Raw genomic sequence first — 21461 nt, forward strand, 5'->3', positions numbered from 1 at the left:
TTTATGTTATAACAATCCGCAAGTTTTTTACCTTTGGACGATAGGCAACCGTTCCACTTAAAACCAATTTTATCCTTGTCTCATTACCATTAAAATTTGATAGCACGTGAGTTCTTTCCACCCAGTTGTCTCCAATAGGTTTTCCTACTGTTAAATCTACTAATTGCCATTCTCCCACGTTTTTCTCTACATAAGTTTTAACATCTGCAGTACCAGGTATTAGCGCATCATAGGTAATTGTTATCTTAGTGTTAGCTCCTGCTGTAATGCTTCTTGTAACATAATCTCCAGACTCTGAAAGATTACCCAGAACTAGCTGTAATCCAGGATATAGCACTGGACTTTTTTCTCGCCCTCCTTTTAGGCTTGCTTTTACCGTTAATTCCCCACTTATTCTTTCACGCAGTGCAAGTGGCAAATTATCAGACAAAAAGTTTTCTCTTCCCTCTTCATCTGTTAAGATAAATTCTACATTGGTATCAAATGCTACTTTTTCGACGTTCGTCAAAACAATTAAATCTGATACATTATTTACAGTAACTTTGCCCAGATCAACAACATGAGAAACTTCACTAAATTTTGCAGCTAGTAGTCGAAACGTTAAATCTAAATTCTGATGCGGTGTCCACGTACTTGCATTGCTAGATGACAGTAATACTCCTACTTGATATGGCTGACTTGTTACCCAACGGCTATTTACTGCATCATATTTGCCAAGTTCTGCTACTTTGACCGCATTTTCCCCGTCATCGGTAAGTAAAACTATTGCATATTCCTGCCCAGCATGACAAAACACTGGCGACCAAGTAATACGTGTTGCTGTGCCATCTATCTTTATATCTTTTGGCTCAATATAGCTTTCAGCAATGACAGTCTGCGAGGGCATTCCCACTGCTGTTTCTCTAATCTGCACAACAACACGTTTTTTGCCTTTATTTATAAACCATAGCTCCACGCCTCCTATGTGTCTGCTCTCATTTAGCGTAAATGTTTGGGCTAAAGGATCAACTCGTCTTGCTGCGATCACTCTTCTTCTTTCTTCTATGGTAATAGTTTTTTTACCAGTATACGTTGTTTCTCCATAGCTTCCTTTATCCCCGTAAAACTGTACTAATTTAGTACCTGCTGGAATATTTGCTGGGATTTTTATTTTTCCACTTATTTGTCCTTGATTTTCCACTTTTTTTCTTTTTATTTTTACATAGGTTGGATAATGATGCCGTCAAATTTTACTTCTTTAAGCCTTTCACCTAGCTCAAAACCTTCAATTTCAAAATTCTGTACTGCTTCTCTCATAAATTCAGCTTCGTATGAAGTACTTGACAGCAATTCTGTTGTTTCTTTAACATTAAATACTCTGGTTACTGGACTTTTCCAATTAGTGGTAACCTCTGTCCAGTGGTCAATGTTTTTATTTAGAGTAATTTGTGCCGGGACTGGATCAAAAGCTTGATATGGATTAATCTTTTCTCCTTTAGTCTGTAAAAGCTGCTCCAGTACCGGTTCAAGTTCATATGGCAAAAGATATCTTTCCCCACCTTTTTCAATATCTGCAACTTCTACATCTATTGGCAGAACTAGCTCTCTATTTACTATTGCTGCAGACTGCGAAATTCCTTGATCGCGCATATCATCATCAAAGAACGGATCTACAAATACCCCTTTTTTTGTGGTAGGCTCTCTTGAATTTGCATCACTGCGTAAACGCTCCTCTGCAACTAATGCATAAAGATCATTTATTCCTTTTTTCATTGCTTCAAGTTCATTCATCGGTACAGCATGAATAGCATTATTCATTACTTTCACCCCTTCTTTTTCCCCATCTTTCCACGTCTGATGAATGTAGCAGAGTAAAAGTTGTCCGCTAGGTGCTTTTGGCATTGATGGTTTCCAAGGGTGGGCAATTCCTTTTATTCTCCTTACTACCCCTTTGCTATCTATAGTAATTAAATCAAAGCGTGGCATCTTCCAGGTGTAATCAATCAGAACCAAGCTGTTATCAACTGCTCCCCTTACTTTACATCCCTCTTCATTTATATCTTCAGGGCTTACATGAGTGCGACAGCGATAGGTTATCGAGTAACTACTTCCAGGAGCTGGTTCTTTGCCGGGTAATGACCAATCAACGTTTCCTGCGTTTAACTTATAGTCTATACTGTTTTCATAAATAACATCACCTTGTTTAATTTGAATAATCTCAAGTACCGCAGAGTCAGGTATCGGATCAATAGCTCCAGAGTATGAACCGTGAGTAACGGTAACTGTTTTTTGAACAGTGATATCAACCTTTTTGATTTCGCTGATTGGAAAATCATTAACCTTCAGTTCCATTACTCTTTCGCTGTTTGGCTGAAAAGTATGGGGTTCTGATTCAACTGATTTTATATCTGGATCTTCATCAAAAGAAACACGAATACTGTGAGGCAACTCAATTTCATAACCATCAACATGAGCTTTGCCCTCATTAATCACAAAAATTTCTTTTTTACCCTTTTTTACCCCTTCTTCTCCCTTTTCTTCTTTGTGGAGGAACATCACTTCTAGCCCATTTACGACGTAGGAACCATTTGCCTCCTTGTCATAACGAGCAAGCACTGTGGTTACTATGTTTGCTTGTGGTGGCGGTGAATGCTCTATTAATACTCCGTTTTCAATGTTGTAAATTGGATAAAATTCTCCATCAGTAGAAAAAGTGGGAGAAACATTCTCTGCTTGATAACCCCAAATGGTGGAAACTTTAAGTCTTGCTGCCCCTACTTCTTGATAATTACGTGTACCAACGGCAGGATCACGAAGATTCTCATCCTCAAGTTCTGTAATAGTGGATAGGGCGAAAAAAACACCGATGCGAACTGTGGTATTCAGTGGAATAATAAATCTTTTTCCCCCTACTTTTCTCACCGCTCCACGAAGATAGATTTTTCCCGATTCAAGTGTGACTTCGCCGGTTTCCCCATCTATGATACAGTTGCTTCCTGTTATAACATCACCATCACGAAATATCGCATCTCCTATGCCTTTGAGCTTGAAAAGAGCATACTCTTGAGTCTCGTTTAATTCTGCTGACTGTAAACCCCTTCCTGCCAGGAATAAGCTTTTTTCGTACTCTTTGTCAGGATCAAAGCGATTGTAATAGCCGTTTAAACTCATGTTACTTCCAATTGACTTCAGCCTTATAAGGGATTATCACCGTAATCTCCTCTATTTTATTCGCATTAGTTGCTTTAATGACCCAATCATTCTCCAGCTCAGTTACAGTTACTTTATGAGTATCCTTATCCCAAACATTATTACCCAGTTTTATATTTACCTCACTCCCATCTGCTATTTTTGGTACGAGATAAACACCGTTATAACTTAAATCAATTTCTGGATTTTTAATTCGAGTCGAAAAAGAAGGTTTAAACTTAAACTCTCCTGATTGTTTAAATCTTTGCCACTTTTCTTGATCTACCTCACTTAACTTCACTGCCAACATGTCATAATAGTATTTTAGCTTCGGCAGAGCTTTTACTTTGTTACTTAACTCTTTTCCTCCGTTAAATGCAGTATAATCAAGATGTATAATCACATCAGAAACTTTTTCAGTATTTTGTAGCTCTAAAATCCAATCAGATACCGCCCCTGTACCTTCAAATGGTAGATAACGTTCATCATTGAAGTTTAATTCGAATAATCCACTATCTTCTTGGTTTCCTTTTGATATTGCTATCTGCTGATTTGTATTACAGTTTACTCTTAATGATTGATTATCACTGAGTTCATTATTTTCATCGAGTAATGACCTTATTGCCTCAATCTCAGGTTTCAGTACTACTCTGTTGGCTGTTTGTTGCAATGTAGCATGAATATCCTGATAAGGAGCAACTTCTGCTTTAATAGTAATTCTTATACTTTTAATCTTACGACAATAATGACCTGGAAAATCAAGATCAAACATTTTTTCTGTTAATGCAAACTTACAGCTTCCTTGAGTTTTTAACTCATTGATTGCAATAGGACTTAGAGGTATTGTTTTAGTAATCTCCAGAGCTCTTTCATTATTATCAAGATACTCTTTGGCCATTTGCTCAAGAGCAAACTTCAAGCTATGACCTGCAAGTAATCCTTCTTTTAAGCTGTTCCAAGAGCTTGCTGTAACAAATACTCTATCGTTATTCAACTCATACTGATAAGTTTTTTCCACCTGTTTTACCATCTCTAAAGCCATCTTATAAGCTTGGAAATATATTATTGCTATTTGCCCTTTCATCCAGTCATAGAGCTCTTTACTTGTAAACTTACTTTCAAAGAATTCCCTTTTTTCCTGGTTTTGCTTGATTGACTCTTTATGTACTTTTAATTCTTGCTCAGCAATGGTTTGATTAATTTGATTTGCCTCTATTGTGTGGTTGATCTGCTTCACATCACAGGCAGCTAATTTTTTCTGTAGATCCCAATCTTCAGCACGTCTTTGATAACTTGCTATGATATTGGATAATTCTGCACCTTCTTTCTTAATATCTGCTAGAGTAGTCAGAAAATCTGCTCCTGTTTGTGTAGAAAAGCCAGGTTTAGCACCACCAAAAGAAAAACCAAATACTGTAGGTATCCAATGTGCTAATGCTGCAGCTCCAAATATACCACAAGCTCCAAGTCTTGTTGAAGTTGCTTCAGAATATGATAAGATTCCTTTCACTTCATGGTATGAACGTCCAGCATTGATTAAACTTTCATAATGCGATTCACGCTCCTCAGCATTATTTAAACTTGCACTCAGTGCATCTTTTTCTTTCTTTAAGGCTTCTATGGTCTTTTCTTTAACCGATGAGATTAAATTACTGATTATTCCTTCTTGTTTGTTGTAAAGAATAGTCAGTGACTCAGCGTCTCTCTTTTCCAGAACATCAAGTAATTCTGAGCCAAATTCTATCACCGTTTCAACTATCGATTTTGCATAACTTACCATTTTACTGAAGCGATAATGTGGTATTAGCTTCACCTCTGGTAGTGCTAGAGAATAACTGCCAGTTGCTGCTGCTAATTGCTTAGGATTAAGTGGTGGTTGAAATAAAGGTAATACTGCTTTTTTTCCTCTAACATCTAAACAATGTCTTATTTTATATAAGCGATCTTCAACTTTATCCCATAGACCAATAAAGCTCTTATTTTCAGGTGTGCAGAAGTAATTGCTGTATTTGATAAGATCATGAGCTTCATCAGATTGAACTGCGAGTTGTGAACCAGCTGGTAGTTCTGTTTCCATTTTCAATAAATCATGGTCTTTTAATTCACTGAAGGATTGAGGTTGAACTGAAAAATTTCCTTTTTTAATAGGTTTTGGGCCAAGTAAATCCCAAGCTCTGATATACAGCATCGTAGCTTGATTTAATGCTTCCCAAGATCCCTTAGCAAAGAGCATATCTCCCCAATCAATGAGGTTATCTATGTAGGAGATGATGATATACTTTTCAAATGCAGTGGTACGTTGTTTTGCAATGGTGTATGGGTCAAATGGATCAATTGCCAGTTCTTCAGCAGTTTGAGTATCATTTATCGACTCAACGATATTATCACTGTTATGCTTTTCAAAAGGCAAAAACTGCCATTCTTTATTATTATTGGTAGGGTTAAAGATATATTGATACCATTTCCTTGCTGTAGCAAAGTCCTGTTCTTTGTGCAAGTGCCAAGCAACCAGCATTGGAATATGGAAAAATATTTCCCATAGATAAAGGCCATAAGCGCCACTGAAGTCCAAAGTATCACTTGGACGATGAGAGATACTATCTGTTGGATTAAATCTTGAAAATGGAAGTTGTTCTATTTTCTGTGACTTTAGAGTTAAAATACTTTTTGGCCCACCAGCATAAGCTTTTTGACGTAAATGGCGAACATTGCCGGTGATGTTTAACCTCGTAAAAGAGAATTTTATATCTTGAAAGTTAGATTTTTGGCTTTTACCATCATATTCAAACTCAAGCTTATTTTCACTTTTGTTTATCTTGTAAGTTGATTTCTCACTAATTGCAGGTAGATCGTAATCTTTAGGTAAAAGCAAGAAAGACTCACGAATATTTTCACGCTCGAGGTTACCTTCAACGATGAACCAACCAGGTTTATTGATTACTTGCTGGGATAAGGACTTTTTAAAATTACTTAGCAATGTTAACCACTTTTTATCATCATCTTTATGTAGAAGTTCAGCATTATCCTTTTTATTAGTAACGTTAGTTTCAAAGATATTTTTAGTTTTCCCTAAATGAAGTTTATCATCACGGTTAATTACATCATAAGAAGGGTATGAAATGCTTATTTGTATTTCTTGTTTGAATACGTTATTATTTTCATCAGTACCGAAAAATGATACTTTATCACCTCGAATGATAGAGCAGGCATCGCTTTTAATATTTGAAGTTATGGTTGTCCAATAATCAGCCTCATTGTTGTAAACATATACTTTTTCACAATACTTACCATCTAATTTGCTACGAAAGAAAATAACGTTATCGCCAACTACTGCAACTTTGTCTTTACCTAGTTCTCCACTTAAGGTGTGTGAAGTCCATTTTTTATTTTCATCAACTTCATCGTCATTATAGATATCTACCTGCGAAGAGTATATAAAATTACCATTTCTCAAACCTTTATTTCCTCCAAGGAAAATAGCCTTTTTGCCAATTACTGCTACTGCTGCAAAAGCCCTCGCTTCACTAGCAGCATGTACTGTCCATTCTCCAGTTTCATCATCATAAATATCTATCTGTGAGGATTCGTAACCTCCAAAGAAAATAGCTCTCTTATCTACTACTGCTACCGATATCCATTCCCGTGCTTCACTAGTGGTGTGAGTAGTCCAACTTCCTGTTTCACTGTCATAAATATCTATTTTTGAAGAATTACCTATAGTTTTTATATCTCCAAAAAAAATAGCTTTTTTGCCGACTACACCTACTCTTGCACTATACCTTCCTTCACTAGCAGTATGAGTAGTCCAACTTCCTGTTTCACTATCATAGATATCTACTTGCGAAGAACATATTACATGATTACTACTATCATAACCTTTATTTCCTGCGAAAAAAATAGCTTTCTTTCCTACTACCGCTACTGTTACACTCATTCTTGCTTCACTAGTAGTGCATGTTGTCCAACTTCTTGTTTCATCGTCATAAATATCTATTCGTGCTGAGCATTCACCATTAATCTTCTTACCTCCAAAGAAAACGGCTTTGTGATTTACTACTGCCACTGCTACATCCCACCGTCCTTCACTAGCAGTATGAGTAGTCCAGCTTCCTGTTTCACTGTCATAAATATCTATTTTTGAGGAAAATAGCTCCTTTGAGAACCGATTATTTGTAGTACCCCCAAAGAAAATAGCTTTGTTGCTTACTATTCCTACTGTTGGTTGATATCGTGCTTCGCTAGAAGTATGAGTTGTCCAATTTCCTGTGTTATCATCGTAAACATTTACTTGTGAAAAGTATTGATAATTTGGATAATTGCCACTCCTGCCACCAAAAAAAATGACCTTATTGCCAACTCCTGTAATCGTTATACTCTTTCGATTAAGGAAACTTTTGTTTAGGTCGATAATACGATATTTATAAGGAAGATTATTAATAAACTTTCCTTTCTGATTCTTACTAGCAACTAAATCTTCATCAAGAGTAAATAGATTAGATAAACTTACACTATCAAACTTTGTTTTGCCGATAACAATTACTATCCGTTTTTCTTTTCCGTTCTCTTCTTGAAGGTAAAAAGCTGCCACTTTCTTCCAGTATAATTTTTTTGCTTCATCAACTGGATCTATTTTAATATCACTTGCAAGCTTCTGTGGTGCTGTCCAACTGCCACTTGGTTTTTGAAATATGTAATTAATCGTTGCATCGATTCTTTTTTCGTTATTTTCACTTTTTTCAATTTGTTGCACCCAAAATATAAATAATCTGTTGAATGCATGTATTGGGGTTATTGTTTCAACTGGAATCGATGCCTCTATTTTCTCCCACGCAGTCCAGTAAAGTATATTTTGATTTTTCTGATCAAATACTGCTGCGCGGTAATAATAATCGTATGGTTGCGCAAGAGTTCTGCCAATAACGTACAGTGTGTTTTTTCCTTCTACTTTTTCATAACAACTATCAACTATTTTTAAACTAGTTACTTGTTCAAAATCTTCAAAATACTTCATGTATGCATCACTTACTCCTTCGTCGGTGATATTTCCTTGCATGAGCGTGTTTTGTAGTTTCTTATACTCTGGAGTAACAATTTTACGTAATGTTGGATTTAAGTAGTTTTCTGGATATAATTTTATCTTATTGCTTGCTTCCCATTCACGATAACTGGACAGCCATTTCCATTCTTCTTCCGTCAGGCCTTTAATCTCCACATCCTTATCTTTATCTTTTTCTATCTTCATCATAGCGCGATGAATGTATAGCTGAACACTATTTAGTGCTGCTTTAATCGGCGAAATCTTTGAACATTCACTCATTTCAACATCGATCAACAAAAATCCATAAAGATCTCTCATGTTTTTCAGACCTGGATTAGTATGTATCATGTACCTTGCTAGAATATCTCGCTTTTCTCTTGCTAAATATCCTTCGTCTTTTTCAGTGATCAGTTCTAAATCTTTTTCAGTATCGGTATATTTTTTCCATCCTTCACTTGCTTTTAAATTGTATAAATCCTGAAGCTTCAGTAGAACTTTGACATTGATTTCAGCTATATCCATGAGAGACTTAATCTTCATTAAAGAATTCACCGAATCTTGCTTGCCAAAACATTGCTTAAATATTTCGACTTTTTTAATAGCTTCGAGTGTATCTTTACTCCAACCAGTAAGCTGAACCATTTTCTCCGTTACTTTATCACTGCTGTAGTCATTGCCAAATAACCAGTTAATGTATTCAGGTAGTGTAGAATATGATGCTTTAAGTGTTTTATAGTTTAACAGAGTCCGAATCTGCTCAATTGACCATTTTCCCTCTACTCCATAGACACTTTTGTAACTTGTAATACCCTCTACTTCAAACTTTAGCGTTGTAAATACATCTATGTTATGAATGAGCTTTTCTAAAAATCCTTTGTCTGAAAATGACTGTGGTTTATTGGGATCAACAGTAAATGCATAAATAGCATCGAGTATTTCAGGTTGAATGTTGCCTACACACTTATATACTTCGTTATAGAAACTCTGCGAATCTTTTACTTCTTTTGTTGATTCATATAATTGTTTCGCAAGTTGCTTACTTGAAGCAGGATCAATCAATCTGCGTATTTGCTCTGTCGTAATTGCATGTTTTGTGAGCCAATCATTAAATTCAACCACATTTTCCAGATTTATTCCTTCTACGCTTAATTGTAATAAGAGCTCTGCTATTGGTATGTTTACTAATCTTGCAAGCAGAACTTGTTTATATACTTTTAAAATTTTTTCTCCGAATACCTCTTGATCATTGTGGTAGTTAATCAAAGCAGTTAATTCATTACTGTTTACTTCTAAAATATTTTGCAATGCGCTATAATTACTTGCTGTAGCAGCTAGATCTTTGAGGCTTTTTTGACTTAAAAGTGCTTTAAATTCTGGTAGACTGTCAATTTTACTTGATACACTCTCTGGTAAACTATCAGCATACAATGCAAATATCTTAGCTAAAGGTTGCTTAAATCTTTCTTGTAGATTTTTAATCTTTGCTATTTTTTTCTGATCAATTTTACTCCCATTTAGTGCTTGAGTTAATTCAGCAAATGACCAATTAAGTTTGTTTGCTAAACGAATGAAGCGATGTAGAAAGCTCAGTGCTTGATTATCAAGATTATTTATAGTTTGTTCTGTAATAGTAAGTTTTTTTGCACCTTTATAGCTATCAAGTAATGGTTGAAGCTTATCATGCTCTATACCTGTTTGTGCAATGAATTTATCAACATTTTTCAATTGATCTATTTTTCCATCTTTTATTCCATATACCTCTTTTAAATAAGCTTCTGTTTCATTATCAGACGTAATTACTTCATATTCCTCCGGAGAAAGACTCAAAAATTCTGCATCAGTGTCAGCATTTTCAATCAGTATTTTATATATCTCTGCTAAGCTTGTCTTATGCTTCTTAAGGTAAGCACGTATACTCATTAGCGGAAAATTTGCTGGAAGATTAAAAGGATATTTGGCAGTTGCAAGCTTACATAGGACATCATCTTCTTTAAGCGTAAGTTTTAGATTTTTCTCCATTATTTCATTGACAATTTCAAGATATAGCTTTTCCTTGTTGGTATTGTCACAATCGAGTTTAATATCGTAGAGATCAGGACGACGTTTTTTAAGTAATTTAGGTGGCTGCTCATATTTATCAACTATTTCCAATAATTTAACCAGATAAGCTGCAGGACTAAGTACCGATTGGCAACTTTCACATTGATTGTAATCGTCGGTATTAAAGATTTTTGGTATTTGCATTTTTTCTCCTGTAAATTTTAATGTATGTTACAACAACGTTGAGCTCGATAATGAGGCTCAGAGATGTTCCTAGCGTTTGCCATGTAAATTGAGATAAACTTTTTCCTGGCCACAGCTTTTTGATAGATATCCCGTGCTGTGCTTTCTAAAAATATATCTTTTACCGCTTCGACAAATCTATCTTCGAATAAGTCGGTAATTTTAAATGCTGAGTCGTATAAGAAGTTTTCATTATCTTTAAAACTAAGCAGCTGCTTTGCAGTTAAATCATCAAGTCCCATCTTCTGAAGACGGACAATAGCATCATTTATCATTTTTTTCTCCCTTTAAGTTTTTTAAAATGTGACAACAAAGGAAAAAGTTTCCCGAGTTGCTGCAGTTCGAATAAGTGGTACCGTATGTTCAAGTACCAACAAAATTCCTGAATCTTCAATGTCTTTTGGCTCAAAATATCTCTGTCCTGTAGGTAATCCTTTTTTTACTTTAGTACCAACCATAACCCCAAGTTCCCTGATAACTTGATTTGCTGCGTCCGTGAAATCGAAAGTAAATTTAAGATAGAGATTATTAGTTGGTACATTTGAGGGCCTAAACCTTCCGGAGGGAGTAACAAGCTCTCCATTCTCATCACCTGTGCAGAAGAGCACTTCGTTCGCAGTACGTCTGCCAAGCTCATTGAGCAGTTTTTCAGAAGTTATCAGCTCTGGTGGTGTGCTTTCACTATATTCTACAGTAACTGCACTATTTGCCCTGATAGAGCTATTTTCCGTACGTTTTATTACACCACTACTGCTATCAACTATATAATCTATACTTGACTGATAAGTTGTTTGTCCTGTAAAAACCCTTACATCTTTAATAGTGTGGTGATCTAGAGCTATTTCACCCTCAACAAAAACTTTTTCGACCTGATGGCTACTTCCAGAGCTTGAATCACCTGTTCCCCAAGCAAGATGTATAACTTGCTCTTTTATGCTGGCTGCTATTGCTGCTCTTCCTGATTGTGTAAGAATTGACACCTGTGATGAGTTTGAAAGGCTTATATAATATATATTCAGGATTTGGAAAATTTTTGTCCAAAAAAAATGAATTTTTGCCTAATTTTTTGTTGCAGTATTATTTAAAAATCGAACTGTATTATTCTCGAAAAAAAACAATAGAATATCAATAGGTTAAAAATTGCATCTGTATTATTTATTTTTGCTCCTGTCCTACAAAGTGCACCTATAAGTTCTCATCCTTAAAGCATTAATTGTTTTAGGGAAAAGTTATGAAACTAAAAACTGCCATAGTTGTTCAAAATATACGGTATCAAGCTAAGAGATTAAAACTTTTTGAATGCTTTGCTCATGAAACTCATGAAGATCTTGAGCAAGAACTTTTCTGTGAAATTTGGACTTATCTTGATAGATATGATGAAAGTAAAGGTAGCTTTAACACTTTTGTAGCAAGATTAACTGAACGTCGTGCCAATAACTTATTGGAGAAACAACTATGTATTAAACGCAACATTAATAACTACGTCAATATTGAGAAAACAGAAGCTTTTGAAGATGAAGTAGCAAAACGTACTGATGTAGATTACATGATTTCAACGCTACCAAGAAAGATGCAAAAGATATGCGAACAACTCAAGTACTTTAACTTATATGAAGTTGCTAAGATGAACAACATATCAAGAACTACTTTAAATACTATGGTAAGAAAAATACGTATAAAACTCTCTTCCATCTACTACAAGAGCAAAAAGAAAAATTGAACATAAATTCTACCTTTCCTGAATATATAACATATACCATTGAGGTGAATAAATGACTTTTAAAATTTTAAACAATAATGAAAGATTGAAAACAACTACAGGCATAAAAGTAGTAATTTTTGGTCCTTACGGTATTGGTAAAACCAGCCTCTTAAAGACTATAAGTGAACCAACACTATGTCTTGACTTTGAAGCAGGTCTGCTTGCTGTTCAAGATTGGCAGGGAGATTCAATTAGTGTTCGTACTTGGAATCAAGCTCGGGATATTGCCTGCCTAATTGGTGGTCCAAACCCTGCGCTGAAATCTGACCAAGCATACAGTCAAAAACACCATGAACATGTATCTGGCAAGTATAAAGATCTTCTTTCTGAGACTTCTAAATACCGATGCATCTTTGTAGATAGTATAACCGTTGCTTCACGTTTATGTCTTTTATGGGCAAGGATGCAACCTGAGTGTTTTTCTGATAGATCGGGAAAAGAAGACAAAAGAGCTGCTTATGGGTTACTTGCTCAAGAGATGATGGCTTGGCTCAATCAGTTTCAACATATCAGAGATAAAGACATCATCATAGTTGGCACATTAGGTCAATATCTCGATGACTGCAATCGTCCAACTTGGCTACCTCAATGTGAAGGAGCTAAAACTGCTAGTGAGATTCCAGGTATTGTTGATGAGGTAATCAGCATGGTTGGAATTAAGAAAGATAATGGCACAGAAGTACGTTCATTTATCTGTCAGACTATTAATACTTGGGGATACCCAGCTAAAGATCGAAGTGGCTGCCTGAATATGGTTGAAGAACCACATTTGGGTAAATTACTTGCGAAAATTAAAGCCAAAACTTTGGCTCCTATTGCTTAATTAAAAATTGGAGAATAATTATTATGGAACAAAGCTTTTTCAATATCGGTCAAAAAATTCCCTTTTTCAGTGTGAAAGAATATTTGAATGATCAATCGCCAATACCAGAAGATATAATCGCACCAAGGATTCTAACTAAAAGAGGTCTATTGGTACTGGGTGGCCCACCTAAGATTGGCAAGAGTGATTTTCTTATTTCCTGGTTGATTCACATGGCTGCCGGAGTTTCATTTCTCAGTATGACTCCTAGTCGTCCTATGAAAATTTTCTACATGCAAACTGAAATTGAGTATGAATACATGAAAGAGCGTTTACAGCAACTGACATTCGACCAAGAACTTTTGGATATAGCTGCCAATAACTTAATTATCACGCCAAGAGTGCAATTATCTTTCAGCAGTGAAGAAATAGATGAGATCAAAAGCACCGTTAAAGAGCGTTTCAAACCTGATATTATTGCAATTGATCCTCTTCGTAACATTTTTAACTCAAGTGAATATGGTAATGAAAATGACAACAGCGCTATGCTATTCTTTTTGCAAAAAACGCTTGAAAGGCTGAGGAACATTATTAATCCAGATGCAGGTATAATCCTTACCCACCACACAAAAAAACTATCCAAAAAGATGCTGGAAGAAGATCCATTTCAAGGCCTAAGCGGTGCTGGATCTTTACGTGGATTTTATAGCACTGGCATGGTGATGTTTGCTCATGATGAAGAAAGCACTACCCGTCAAATAGTGTTTGAGCTGCGAAATGGTGAACGTGTGGCAAGCAAGCTTGTCGATAAGATAAATGGTCGTTGGAAACTTGTAGACCAATGGAGTTGATTCTTTTTTTTACTTAATTTATAGGGAACAATATGCTAACAGATTTTTTAACTGATTTTAATACTGCAAAATTACAGAGTAATTTAATACCAAAAGGTACAATAGTCAAGGTAAAAATGGCAATTAAACCAGGAGGTTATGAAAATTGGTTCACGAAAAGCTACACTACTGGCAGCATCTATTTAAACGTTGAATTTACTGTCACTGAAGGTCCATATGCAAAACGCAAGATTTTTCAAGTAATTGGTATTAAAAGTGGCAAAGCAAGAGTTGAAGGAGAAGATACTTGGGGAGAATCTGGTCGTTCTATGCTTAGAAGTATTTTGGAGTCAGCACGGAACATTCATTCAAATGACACTTCAGAAAAAGCAGCTATTGCTAGAAAAGTCAACTCTATAGCTGACTTTAACGGGGTAGAGTTTACTGCAAAAGTTGGCATTGAAGCTGATCGGTATGGAGAAAAGAACAAGATTGCTACGGTTATTACTCCAGAACAATCTGAAGTTGATTGGTTGCCATTTTGAAGTACGACGAAGAGAAGCTCTGGATTGCTGTAATTGAGAGAGCTATCAAAGATGCAGCAGGAAAAAATCTAGAGCTAAAGAAAGAAGCAATTAAATGGTTTGATTCAGAGTCTTTTGAAACTGTTTGTGAGCTAGCTAATCTCAGCTCTAAACGTATGAAAAGTATGTATGGGGGTTTTATGCAGAGAAAGGAAATAAAAGGATTATTGATTGATAATATTAAGGAGTGTGTACCTTACCTAATTCCAAACGGTAATTTTTATCGAGAGAGGACTTATGTTGGCAACTGTGACGGGGATATGATTACAGTTAAAATAGTGGGTAAAGAAGCTGGAAATTGGCATAATTTTACTAAAGGAATTAGTGGTGATATCATTGATCTTTGGACTTTAGTGAAAGGTGATATAAATTCCGCTAAGAAGTGGTTAAATACTAAAGAAAACACAACAAAACATAAAATTACATCGTTTTCAGCAAGGCATTACTTGAATGATAAATCACCAATGCCAAAAGATATAATAGGCCCAAGAATTCTAACTCCAAGTGGTCTTTTGGTCATAGGTGGAACTCCAAAAATAGGAAAAAGTAATTTTCTACTTTCCATGTTAGTACATTTAGCTGCTGGAGTATCATTTCTTGGTATGAAGCCTGCAAAGCCACTTAAGATATTCTATCTACAGAATGAAATGGAATATGATTACATAAGAGAGCGCTTACAGAAGCTAAGAATCAGCAAGAAAATCCTTGATGAAGGAACAGAAAACTTAGTTATTACTAAAAAAGTACAGTTAACTTTGAATGTGGAAAAAATAAAGGAAATTATGTCGGAAAATCTCGATGTAAAAACAGTTGATCTTATAGTAATAGACTCTGTTTTTGATTATAGGAGTATGATCTCTTTTCTGCAAAATAGTATTGATGAACTACGCTCTATAACTAATCCTACGGCTGGAGTAATAGTTACACATTACACAAAAAAAGTGTCAACAACCACGTTAAAAAAGAATCCATTTCAAGCATTGAGTGGTGCTAATGTTTTAAGAAGTTTATATACATCTGGAGTAATGATATTTAGGCCAGAAAGGAATACTCTGCAATTGATGTACGAACTTAAAAACGGCAAACCAATACCAACAAAATTCATAAACATGGTTAACGGACGCTGGATAGCCACAGCTTAACCAAATTTCTAAACTTTAAATATATTGGAGATTTTATGGGTATCTATTGTGATTTTAATACTGCAGCTCCACGAAAAAATGCACCGTTAGTAGAAAAAGAACAACTTAAAGCTCAGCTTCTGTTAAATATCAGATCATGCCTTTCATATCTATTACCAAGAGGAACTTTTCGTGGTGATAAGTTTTATGTAGGCAATGTACAAGGTGATAAAGGAAAGAGTCTAGTAGTAGAATTAAGTGGTAGTGAAGCTGGCCTATGGCATGATTTTGCAACAGGAGAAGGTGGTGACATTATCGACCTTTGGGCGGGAGTAAATAGAAAAAGTACAAGAATAGAGTTTCCTGAAGTAATGGCTTCTATAGCTGAGTGGCTTGGTCATTTCAAAACTTCAAGTAGTCCAACTGCATATTGGGATTATTACGGTGAAAACGGCCAAGCTATTGTTAGAATCTATCGTTACGATGATGATAATGGGAAGCGATATCTTCCTTTTGATATAAAAAAGTCCGACTTTGGTGCACCGAAGATAAGGCCACTCTATAATATTCCAGGTATTTTGAAGTCCGATAAAGTTATTCTTGTTGAAGGAGAAAAATGTGCAGAAGCGCTGATAGAGAAAGGAATAACTGCAACAACAGCAATGTCTGGAGCAAATGCACCTATTGAAAAAACAGATTGGACTCCACTTAAAGGTAAACACATTATTATATGGCCAGATAATGATGAAGCAGGTAAGAAATACGCTGAAAAATCTGCTATGAAACTTACTTGTCTTGGAGTTGAAGAACTTTGCATTTTGGAAATACCTAAAGATAAACCAAAGGGTTGGGACGCTGCTGATTGCGTGAAAGAAGGTGTAAATGTTAAAGAGTTCATCCTTAGTACAAAAAAGGCTCCTTCAAAAAAATCGTTGAGAATAGATACCAGAGCTTGGGCTAATATTGCTCCAGAAAGAGAATGGATTGTTAAAGATTGGCTTCCTATTGGAAGTGTTACGGCTCTCTACGGTGATGGTGGTATGGGAAAGTCTCTACTTGCTCAACAACTAATGACAGCAGCGAGCACAGGTAAATCTTGGTTGGGAATGGAAATTGAGCAGATGAAGACATATGGTGTATTTTGTGAAGATGATACAGAAGAGCTGTGGCGAAGACAGTGTGCTATAAATAGATTATATCAGTTAGATATGGAATCCTGTGACTTTCATGATAATATTGGCTTTTTATCGAGAGTGTGGAAAGATAATCTACTCATGATATTTGATAACAAAGATATAGGTAAATTAACTCATTGCTTTGAAGAATTACTTGAAGATATTAAATTGTTTCAACCAAAGCTAGTAGTTTTAGATACAGCAGCAGACTTATTTGGTGGCAATGAAAACAATCGCTCTCATGTGAGACAATTTATTCAAAGTTGTTGTGGAAAAATAGTGAAAGTAATAAAAGGAGCTGTATTATTATGTGCTCATCCTTCTGATTCAGGAATAATACGTAAAACAGGTACAGGTGGTTCAACTGCGTGGAATAATACAGTAAGATCTCGTTGGTACTTGTCAAAGCCAGATAAAGCTGATGCTTCTGGTAATGAACGAGTACTTTGCCGTAAGAAGTCAAATTATTCTGCATCTAACGAAGAAAAGATTTCATTTTATTGGCATAACGGTGCGTTTGTACAATCTGATGATACATTAAATTCAGAAAGAATAGTAAGGTCTAGCTATAATACTAAATTGGATTTAGAACGTCTAAGAAGATGTGATATAATTTTAGAGTTAATCTCTAATGAAGCGTATAGAGGAGAAGTATATACTGCAGCTAGCTTTGCAAAGTGTTTTGAAGGAAAGTTCGGACTTGGTAGTGATCGTAGCATTCGTGAAAGAATTAGTAATCTTGCAATGATAGGTCATATAAAATTTTTCAAGAAGTGTGATGAATATGGATTATCAAACACAAGATCGAAGCATGGTTACCTATGTGTAAAAGACATGGAGCTAAAAATTGCTGAAAATCAGTATGTATTGGTAAAACCAGATTACTATCTTGTACCAAACAATGGAGCGACTCTACCTGTGGAAAATAGGGATGTATGGGTCTTACATAACTCTGAGAAATAATATGGGAAAGATAATATACAATGTTAATTATTATTAGTATAATGAAAATATAATGTTACTCAATCTTCATTATAGATAACATCTATAGGAAAGCTAAAGAAGCAAATAGCCTCTTTATAGATAGCAAACGAATTAGGGGTCTGAAACAAAAATTTTTTGGAAGTAAATACCCATTCAACAAAATAGCAAAGTAAATACAAATGCTAAAAAGATAATTATAGAACAGATATAAACATGTCTGGCAAGCCTTTTAAAAATATCTGAAAATTTGAATATAGTAGGACTAAGGAATTAAAGAGAGGAGAGAAAATACTATTTCAATGAGCTGCTTGAGAAAGATCAGGACCTAGGAGCACAGATTATACCAAAAATTTCCAAATTATTATCTTTTACCAAATGCAGTTAACAGCTAAAAACCAAGAAATGTATAACATTGCAAAAGGAGATAGTAGAATTATATATTAAGTTGGCAAGATGGCAAGTTGGCAAACTGAAGAATCTGCCATTCTACCAACTTAAAATTGATAAAAATATAAGAAAATCAGTAGCTTAGAAAAAGTAATAAGTTGGTAGAATGGCAGAAAGTTGCCAACTTGAAATATGTTCCAAAGTTCCCTTCTATGGCTGATTTGAGCAAGTTGGCAGAATGGCAGATTCCTTTATATATATAATATATTACATATTAGTAGTATGTAATATATCTATTGTGATTATTAGCACAGAAGCAGTTGAAGAAAAATTCATCTTGATAACAGTCTATTTTTTTAATTCCTATTTTTAATGCTTTTTAGAGTAATTATACCACTTGGTGGACCCAAATTTATAGGTTTAACCCAAAGAACTCTTGTAAACTACATTAAAAACCCAATGAGGGGCATGTGTAGCTTAACTCAATAGAAAACCTTGTGCAGCCATATCACGTTTTATTTTAGCTGTAAAGACTTAAGAAAAAACAAAAGCCTGAAAGAGACAAAAAACATACCTTATCTACAATAGGTGAATACTGTTTTTAGCAGGCTTGCATGGTGCCATTTTGGAAATCTCAACGAGTGAATCTTCTTTGAAGGAAAAAATTTGTCAATGCAAGGCAATATGAAGAGCAGTTAAAGCACCTATGCTGCAGGTGATATAAAACCAAAAGCTACTAGCCCTGCTCCAACTGTAAAATGGGAACTGGGAAACTATTTATAGGTGATTTGAACCGGAGAGACTTTAATCTACTAAAAACTTAACGAACTACTTTTATCAGCACAGTGAAAGGGTTAATACGGTAGCCATAATCTTTACGCGATGATCCAGGCCAACCAACTGTTTGAATCACATCATTACGTTCGATGTTTAATCCTAACTTTTTAGCTAAGGTGGTTTTTATTGTTCTTTGGATTGTGTTTAGTGGTTTTCTGATGTGATGTTCTGGATCTGCTTCTGGATCAAGATTTAGGCGCTTTTCTATTTCAGTTATGCTAAGCAACATGTGTTTTTCAGGAGGTAATTCTTTTTTACAATCATGCAAAAATTGTTCAAATAATATGCGAAAAACCTTCATACATGCTACAGCTTTCTTATTTAGAATCTCTATATTGTTTACGTAAAGTGAGCCCTCTATCAATTGCAACTTTAGCAATTCCTTCTCTTTAGGAGGTTCAATTAGATTAAGTGCAGTATGTAAGATTTGCATTGAAGTATTTGGTATGAACTCTAGTATTCCTCTTTGTGCTGCTTCTTGGAATACTTCAATTAACGTCTTATGCTGAAAGAAAAGGTCAACCATTTTTACTATGGGCAAATCAAGAGGTATGTTTGATGGATTTTTTCTCAGTATTATTAATACAGTTGGATTAGCTTTAAGCTTATCTATCGTTAAGAATGTTGGATTGGTGCAAAAATCAAGTATGATTAAACTTACAATCTTACCTTGTCCACCAACATGATAAACTCCACTTTCCACTTTTTGCCACATGAAATGCGTATTACTTAGCTGACCTTCAAACCAATTCATAAATTTCTCTGGGTTTAAATATGCAGATAAGCGGTGAAATCTTTGCTTCTTGTAGGTATTAGGTAAAATATCACGGTTGCAATTTTCACAAATTATATTATCGCATGCTTCGTTAAAGTTCTCATCAATGAAAATCTCATTGTTACAGTATGGATCAACTATATTTGGCCAATCTAATTTATCTTGTCTATGAGAGCAGATAATATAGGCCCTCTCTTGCATCTTAATTAATTCAAGATTCGACAAATACCTTGCTGCTTCGATATAATTTTGATTTGGATTAACCCAAGAGCTGCCAGAATTAAGAAGATCAGAGATTTGCTCTTGGCAAGATTGTAAGACCATAAAATTGTTTTATGTATGCTTTAAAATCCTCTCTTTCCCTTTTATTCAGAGGATGTTCAGAGTAGTAAATTGCTATATACTCATCACTTCGCTTGAAAAATAAGCCTATCTTTTTGCCTTGAAATATTACTTTAATCGACTCTATAAATGGCACTATGTCTCCTACAAATGGCTTTAAAACATGCAATTCCGGTGCAATAGGATCATATGGAGCAACAGTCAAAGTGATATTAGTATAGCTGTAATTGAAACGATTTGACTGAAATTTTAACTCAAAAGTGAATATATTTGAATCAGAGCCATCAACACAAACTTTAATGAATTTATATACTTGCTCTGCAAAGTTTTTATCCTGCGCGTTTACAAAAACACATTCAGAGCTAAAATAACGACTCGCAATGCTATTTGCTATCTCTGTAGCTTGATCAATATTTTTGGCAGTAAGATCTACTTGAGTACCATTAACTAGAAAATCCAAAATCATCCAATCTGGCTTATGACCATGAATAACCTTATTTGAGTTTAGTAGTAAATCTATACCACTAGCTCTACGAACTAATACATATAAACGATTTTGATGGTAGAAGAAACCTTGTAATTGATTTTCAAAACCGTCATTGCGTTTAATGTCGTCTTCTTTCAGTATCTGCACTATGGTTTCCTGAGAGATGAAGTCTTTAAATGGAACATTTGGTTGTCGTGGTGTCTTTTGAAGAGCAAATGATACAGAACCTTTTCTTTGTATTTTTTCAAAGTGATAGACAGACTTTAAAAGGTTGTGATCTACATGAAACAATAGAAATAACAAAGACTTTTTGTCGTATTTATTGTTACCTTTTAGAAGGTAGGATTTCATGAGTTCCTCAGTCAATGCAGATCTTGCAATTTCACTGACAGTAGCTTCAAGCTTTGCACGTTCAAAACAGCTAATCAGGTAATAAATAACTAGAGAGTCTAAATGTTTAGCAATCACTTTACGTTTATATTGTATGGATGTGTTATCGTAGTCTTGATCATCAAAGAGTTGACCATTTAGCTTGTCTTTAAAGCAGTGTTGAAAGATAACACTTAACTGCCTACCAGAAAGTGAATTCATCCAAGAATGACGGACTTCTGTATTGTGAAAACGCTCAAGTAAGTAGTTAACTGGTACTTCTAAATCATCTTCCCAGAATTTACGGTTTGGGTAAACGTTCATAAGAAATTAGCTAAGCTACGTTAGCATAATAGATTAATTACACTGTTAAGATAGAAATCTGAAAGCCTTGACCAATAATTATACAATGCTTGTTTACTGATTTTTAACCAAGTTTTTTTCTAAAAAGTTTATTTATGAAGAAGATTTTTTGGACAAAAATTTTTCAAATCCTGAATATATATTATATAGCACT

At 35.0% G+C, this 21461-nt stretch carries 13 protein-coding genes; 6 read left to right on the forward strand and 7 right to left on the reverse strand.

The window, feature by feature from the left end; translation table 11 throughout:
• Window position 1: 1 nt before the first annotated feature.
• Genes OM966_RS01485 through OM966_RS01505 form a run of 5 tightly spaced genes read right to left on the reverse strand, consistent with a single transcriptional unit; the run spans window position 2 to window position 11469 of the window.
• Window positions 2–1180: a hypothetical protein gene (locus OM966_RS01485; RefSeq protein ID WP_264328513.1), complete on the reverse strand. Its 1179-nt coding sequence runs from the start codon at window positions 1178–1180 to the stop codon at window positions 2–4.
• 17 nt (window positions 1181–1197) lie between these two features.
• Entirely contained in the window at window positions 1198–3150 is a 1953-nt protein-coding gene (locus OM966_RS01490) for a DUF4815 domain-containing protein (protein ID WP_264328551.1), read from the reverse strand.
• A 1-nt stretch (window position 3151) separates the two neighbouring features.
• On the reverse strand, window positions 3152–10450 hold the full coding sequence (locus OM966_RS01495; protein ID WP_264328552.1) for a Tc toxin subunit A-related protein: 7299 nt from the start codon (window positions 10448–10450) through the stop codon (window positions 3152–3154).
• Window positions 10451–10467: 17 nt separating this feature from the next.
• A complete protein-coding gene (locus OM966_RS01500) occupies window positions 10468–10764 on the reverse strand; it encodes a hypothetical protein (protein ID WP_065095317.1) in 297 nt (98 codons plus the stop codon).
• Window positions 10765–10785: 21 nt separating this feature from the next.
• Complete coding sequence (locus OM966_RS01505) at window positions 10786–11469, reverse strand: hypothetical protein (protein WP_065095316.1); 684 nt, start codon at window positions 11467–11469, stop codon at window positions 10786–10788.
• A 251-nt stretch (window positions 11470–11720) separates the two neighbouring features.
• On the opposite strand from OM966_RS01505, the gene OM966_RS01510 reads away from it, so the two are divergent.
• Genes OM966_RS01510 through OM966_RS01535 form a run of 6 tightly spaced genes read left to right on the forward strand, consistent with a single transcriptional unit; the run spans window position 11721 to window position 17726 of the window.
• Window positions 11721–12209, forward strand: coding sequence for a sigma-70 family RNA polymerase sigma factor (locus OM966_RS01510; protein WP_065095315.1), 489 nt, complete (start codon window positions 11721–11723; stop codon window positions 12207–12209).
• Window positions 12210–12261: 52 nt separating this feature from the next.
• Window positions 12262–13074 carry an ATP-binding protein gene (locus tag OM966_RS01515; RefSeq protein WP_065095314.1) on the forward strand — a complete coding sequence of 271 codons (813 nt, stop codon included), beginning with the start codon at window positions 12262–12264 and terminating at the stop codon, window positions 13072–13074.
• Between the two features lie 23 nt (window positions 13075–13097).
• Complete coding sequence (locus tag OM966_RS01520; protein ID WP_065095313.1) at window positions 13098–13904, forward strand: AAA family ATPase; 807 nt, start codon at window positions 13098–13100, stop codon at window positions 13902–13904.
• A gap of 32 nt (window positions 13905–13936) precedes the next feature.
• Window positions 13937–14428, forward strand: coding sequence for a hypothetical protein (locus tag OM966_RS01525; RefSeq protein ID WP_065095312.1), 492 nt, complete (start codon window positions 13937–13939; stop codon window positions 14426–14428).
• Window positions 14425–15609 (forward strand): AAA family ATPase, encoded by a 1185-nt coding sequence (locus OM966_RS01530; RefSeq protein WP_065095311.1) that lies wholly within the window; start codon window positions 14425–14427, stop codon window positions 15607–15609. Before OM966_RS01525 ends, OM966_RS01530 begins: the two co-directional genes overlap by 4 nt.
• 35 nt (window positions 15610–15644) lie before the next feature.
• Window positions 15645–17726: an AAA family ATPase gene (locus OM966_RS01535; protein WP_082941387.1), complete on the forward strand. Its 2082-nt coding sequence runs from the start codon at window positions 15645–15647 to the stop codon at window positions 17724–17726.
• A gap of 1228 nt (window positions 17727–18954) precedes the next feature.
• On the opposite strand, the gene OM966_RS01540 is transcribed toward OM966_RS01535, so the two are convergent.
• Both OM966_RS01540 and OM966_RS01545 read right to left on the reverse strand, forming a co-directional pair.
• On the reverse strand, window positions 18955–20070 hold the full coding sequence (locus OM966_RS01540) for a hypothetical protein (RefSeq protein WP_264328553.1): 1116 nt from the start codon (window positions 20068–20070) through the stop codon (window positions 18955–18957).
• On the reverse strand, window positions 20036–21268 hold the full coding sequence (locus tag OM966_RS01545; RefSeq protein ID WP_065095464.1) for a hypothetical protein: 1233 nt from the start codon (window positions 21266–21268) through the stop codon (window positions 20036–20038). The genes OM966_RS01540 and OM966_RS01545 overlap by 35 nt, the downstream gene beginning before the upstream one ends.
• Window positions 21269–21461: the final 193 nt, after the last annotated feature.

Origin of the sequence: Wolbachia endosymbiont (group A) of Andrena hattorfiana (genome assembly GCF_947179565.1) — a bacterium.
GTDB lineage: Bacteria > Pseudomonadota > Alphaproteobacteria > Rickettsiales > Anaplasmataceae > Wolbachia.

What these genes read in the sequence shown, in the direction of transcription:
- OM966_RS01535 (WP_082941387.1), top strand. Translation starts at nt 15,645, where the DNA reads ATGGGTATCTATTGTGATTTTAATACTGCAGCTCCACGAAAAAATGCA.
- OM966_RS01495 (WP_264328552.1), bottom strand. Translation starts at nt 10,450, where the DNA reads ATGCAAATACCAAAAATCTTTAATACCGACGATTACAATCAATGTGAA.
- OM966_RS01490 (WP_264328551.1), bottom strand. Translation starts at nt 3,150, where the DNA reads ATGAGTTTAAACGGCTATTACAATCGCTTTGATCCTGACAAAGAGTAC.
- OM966_RS01525 (WP_065095312.1), top strand. Translation starts at nt 13,937, where the DNA reads ATGCTAACAGATTTTTTAACTGATTTTAATACTGCAAAATTACAGAGT.
- OM966_RS01545 (WP_065095464.1), bottom strand. Translation starts at nt 21,268, where the DNA reads ATGAACGTTTACCCAAACCGTAAATTCTGGGAAGATGATTTAGAAGTA.
- OM966_RS01515 (WP_065095314.1), top strand. Translation starts at nt 12,262, where the DNA reads ATGACTTTTAAAATTTTAAACAATAATGAAAGATTGAAAACAACTACA.
- OM966_RS01510 (WP_065095315.1), top strand. Translation starts at nt 11,721, where the DNA reads ATGAAACTAAAAACTGCCATAGTTGTTCAAAATATACGGTATCAAGCT.
- OM966_RS01500 (WP_065095317.1), bottom strand. Translation starts at nt 10,764, where the DNA reads ATGATAAATGATGCTATTGTCCGTCTTCAGAAGATGGGACTTGATGAT.
- OM966_RS01540 (WP_264328553.1), bottom strand. Translation starts at nt 20,070, where the DNA reads ATGGTCTTACAATCTTGCCAAGAGCAAATCTCTGATCTTCTTAATTCT.
- OM966_RS01520 (WP_065095313.1), top strand. Translation starts at nt 13,098, where the DNA reads ATGGAACAAAGCTTTTTCAATATCGGTCAAAAAATTCCCTTTTTCAGT.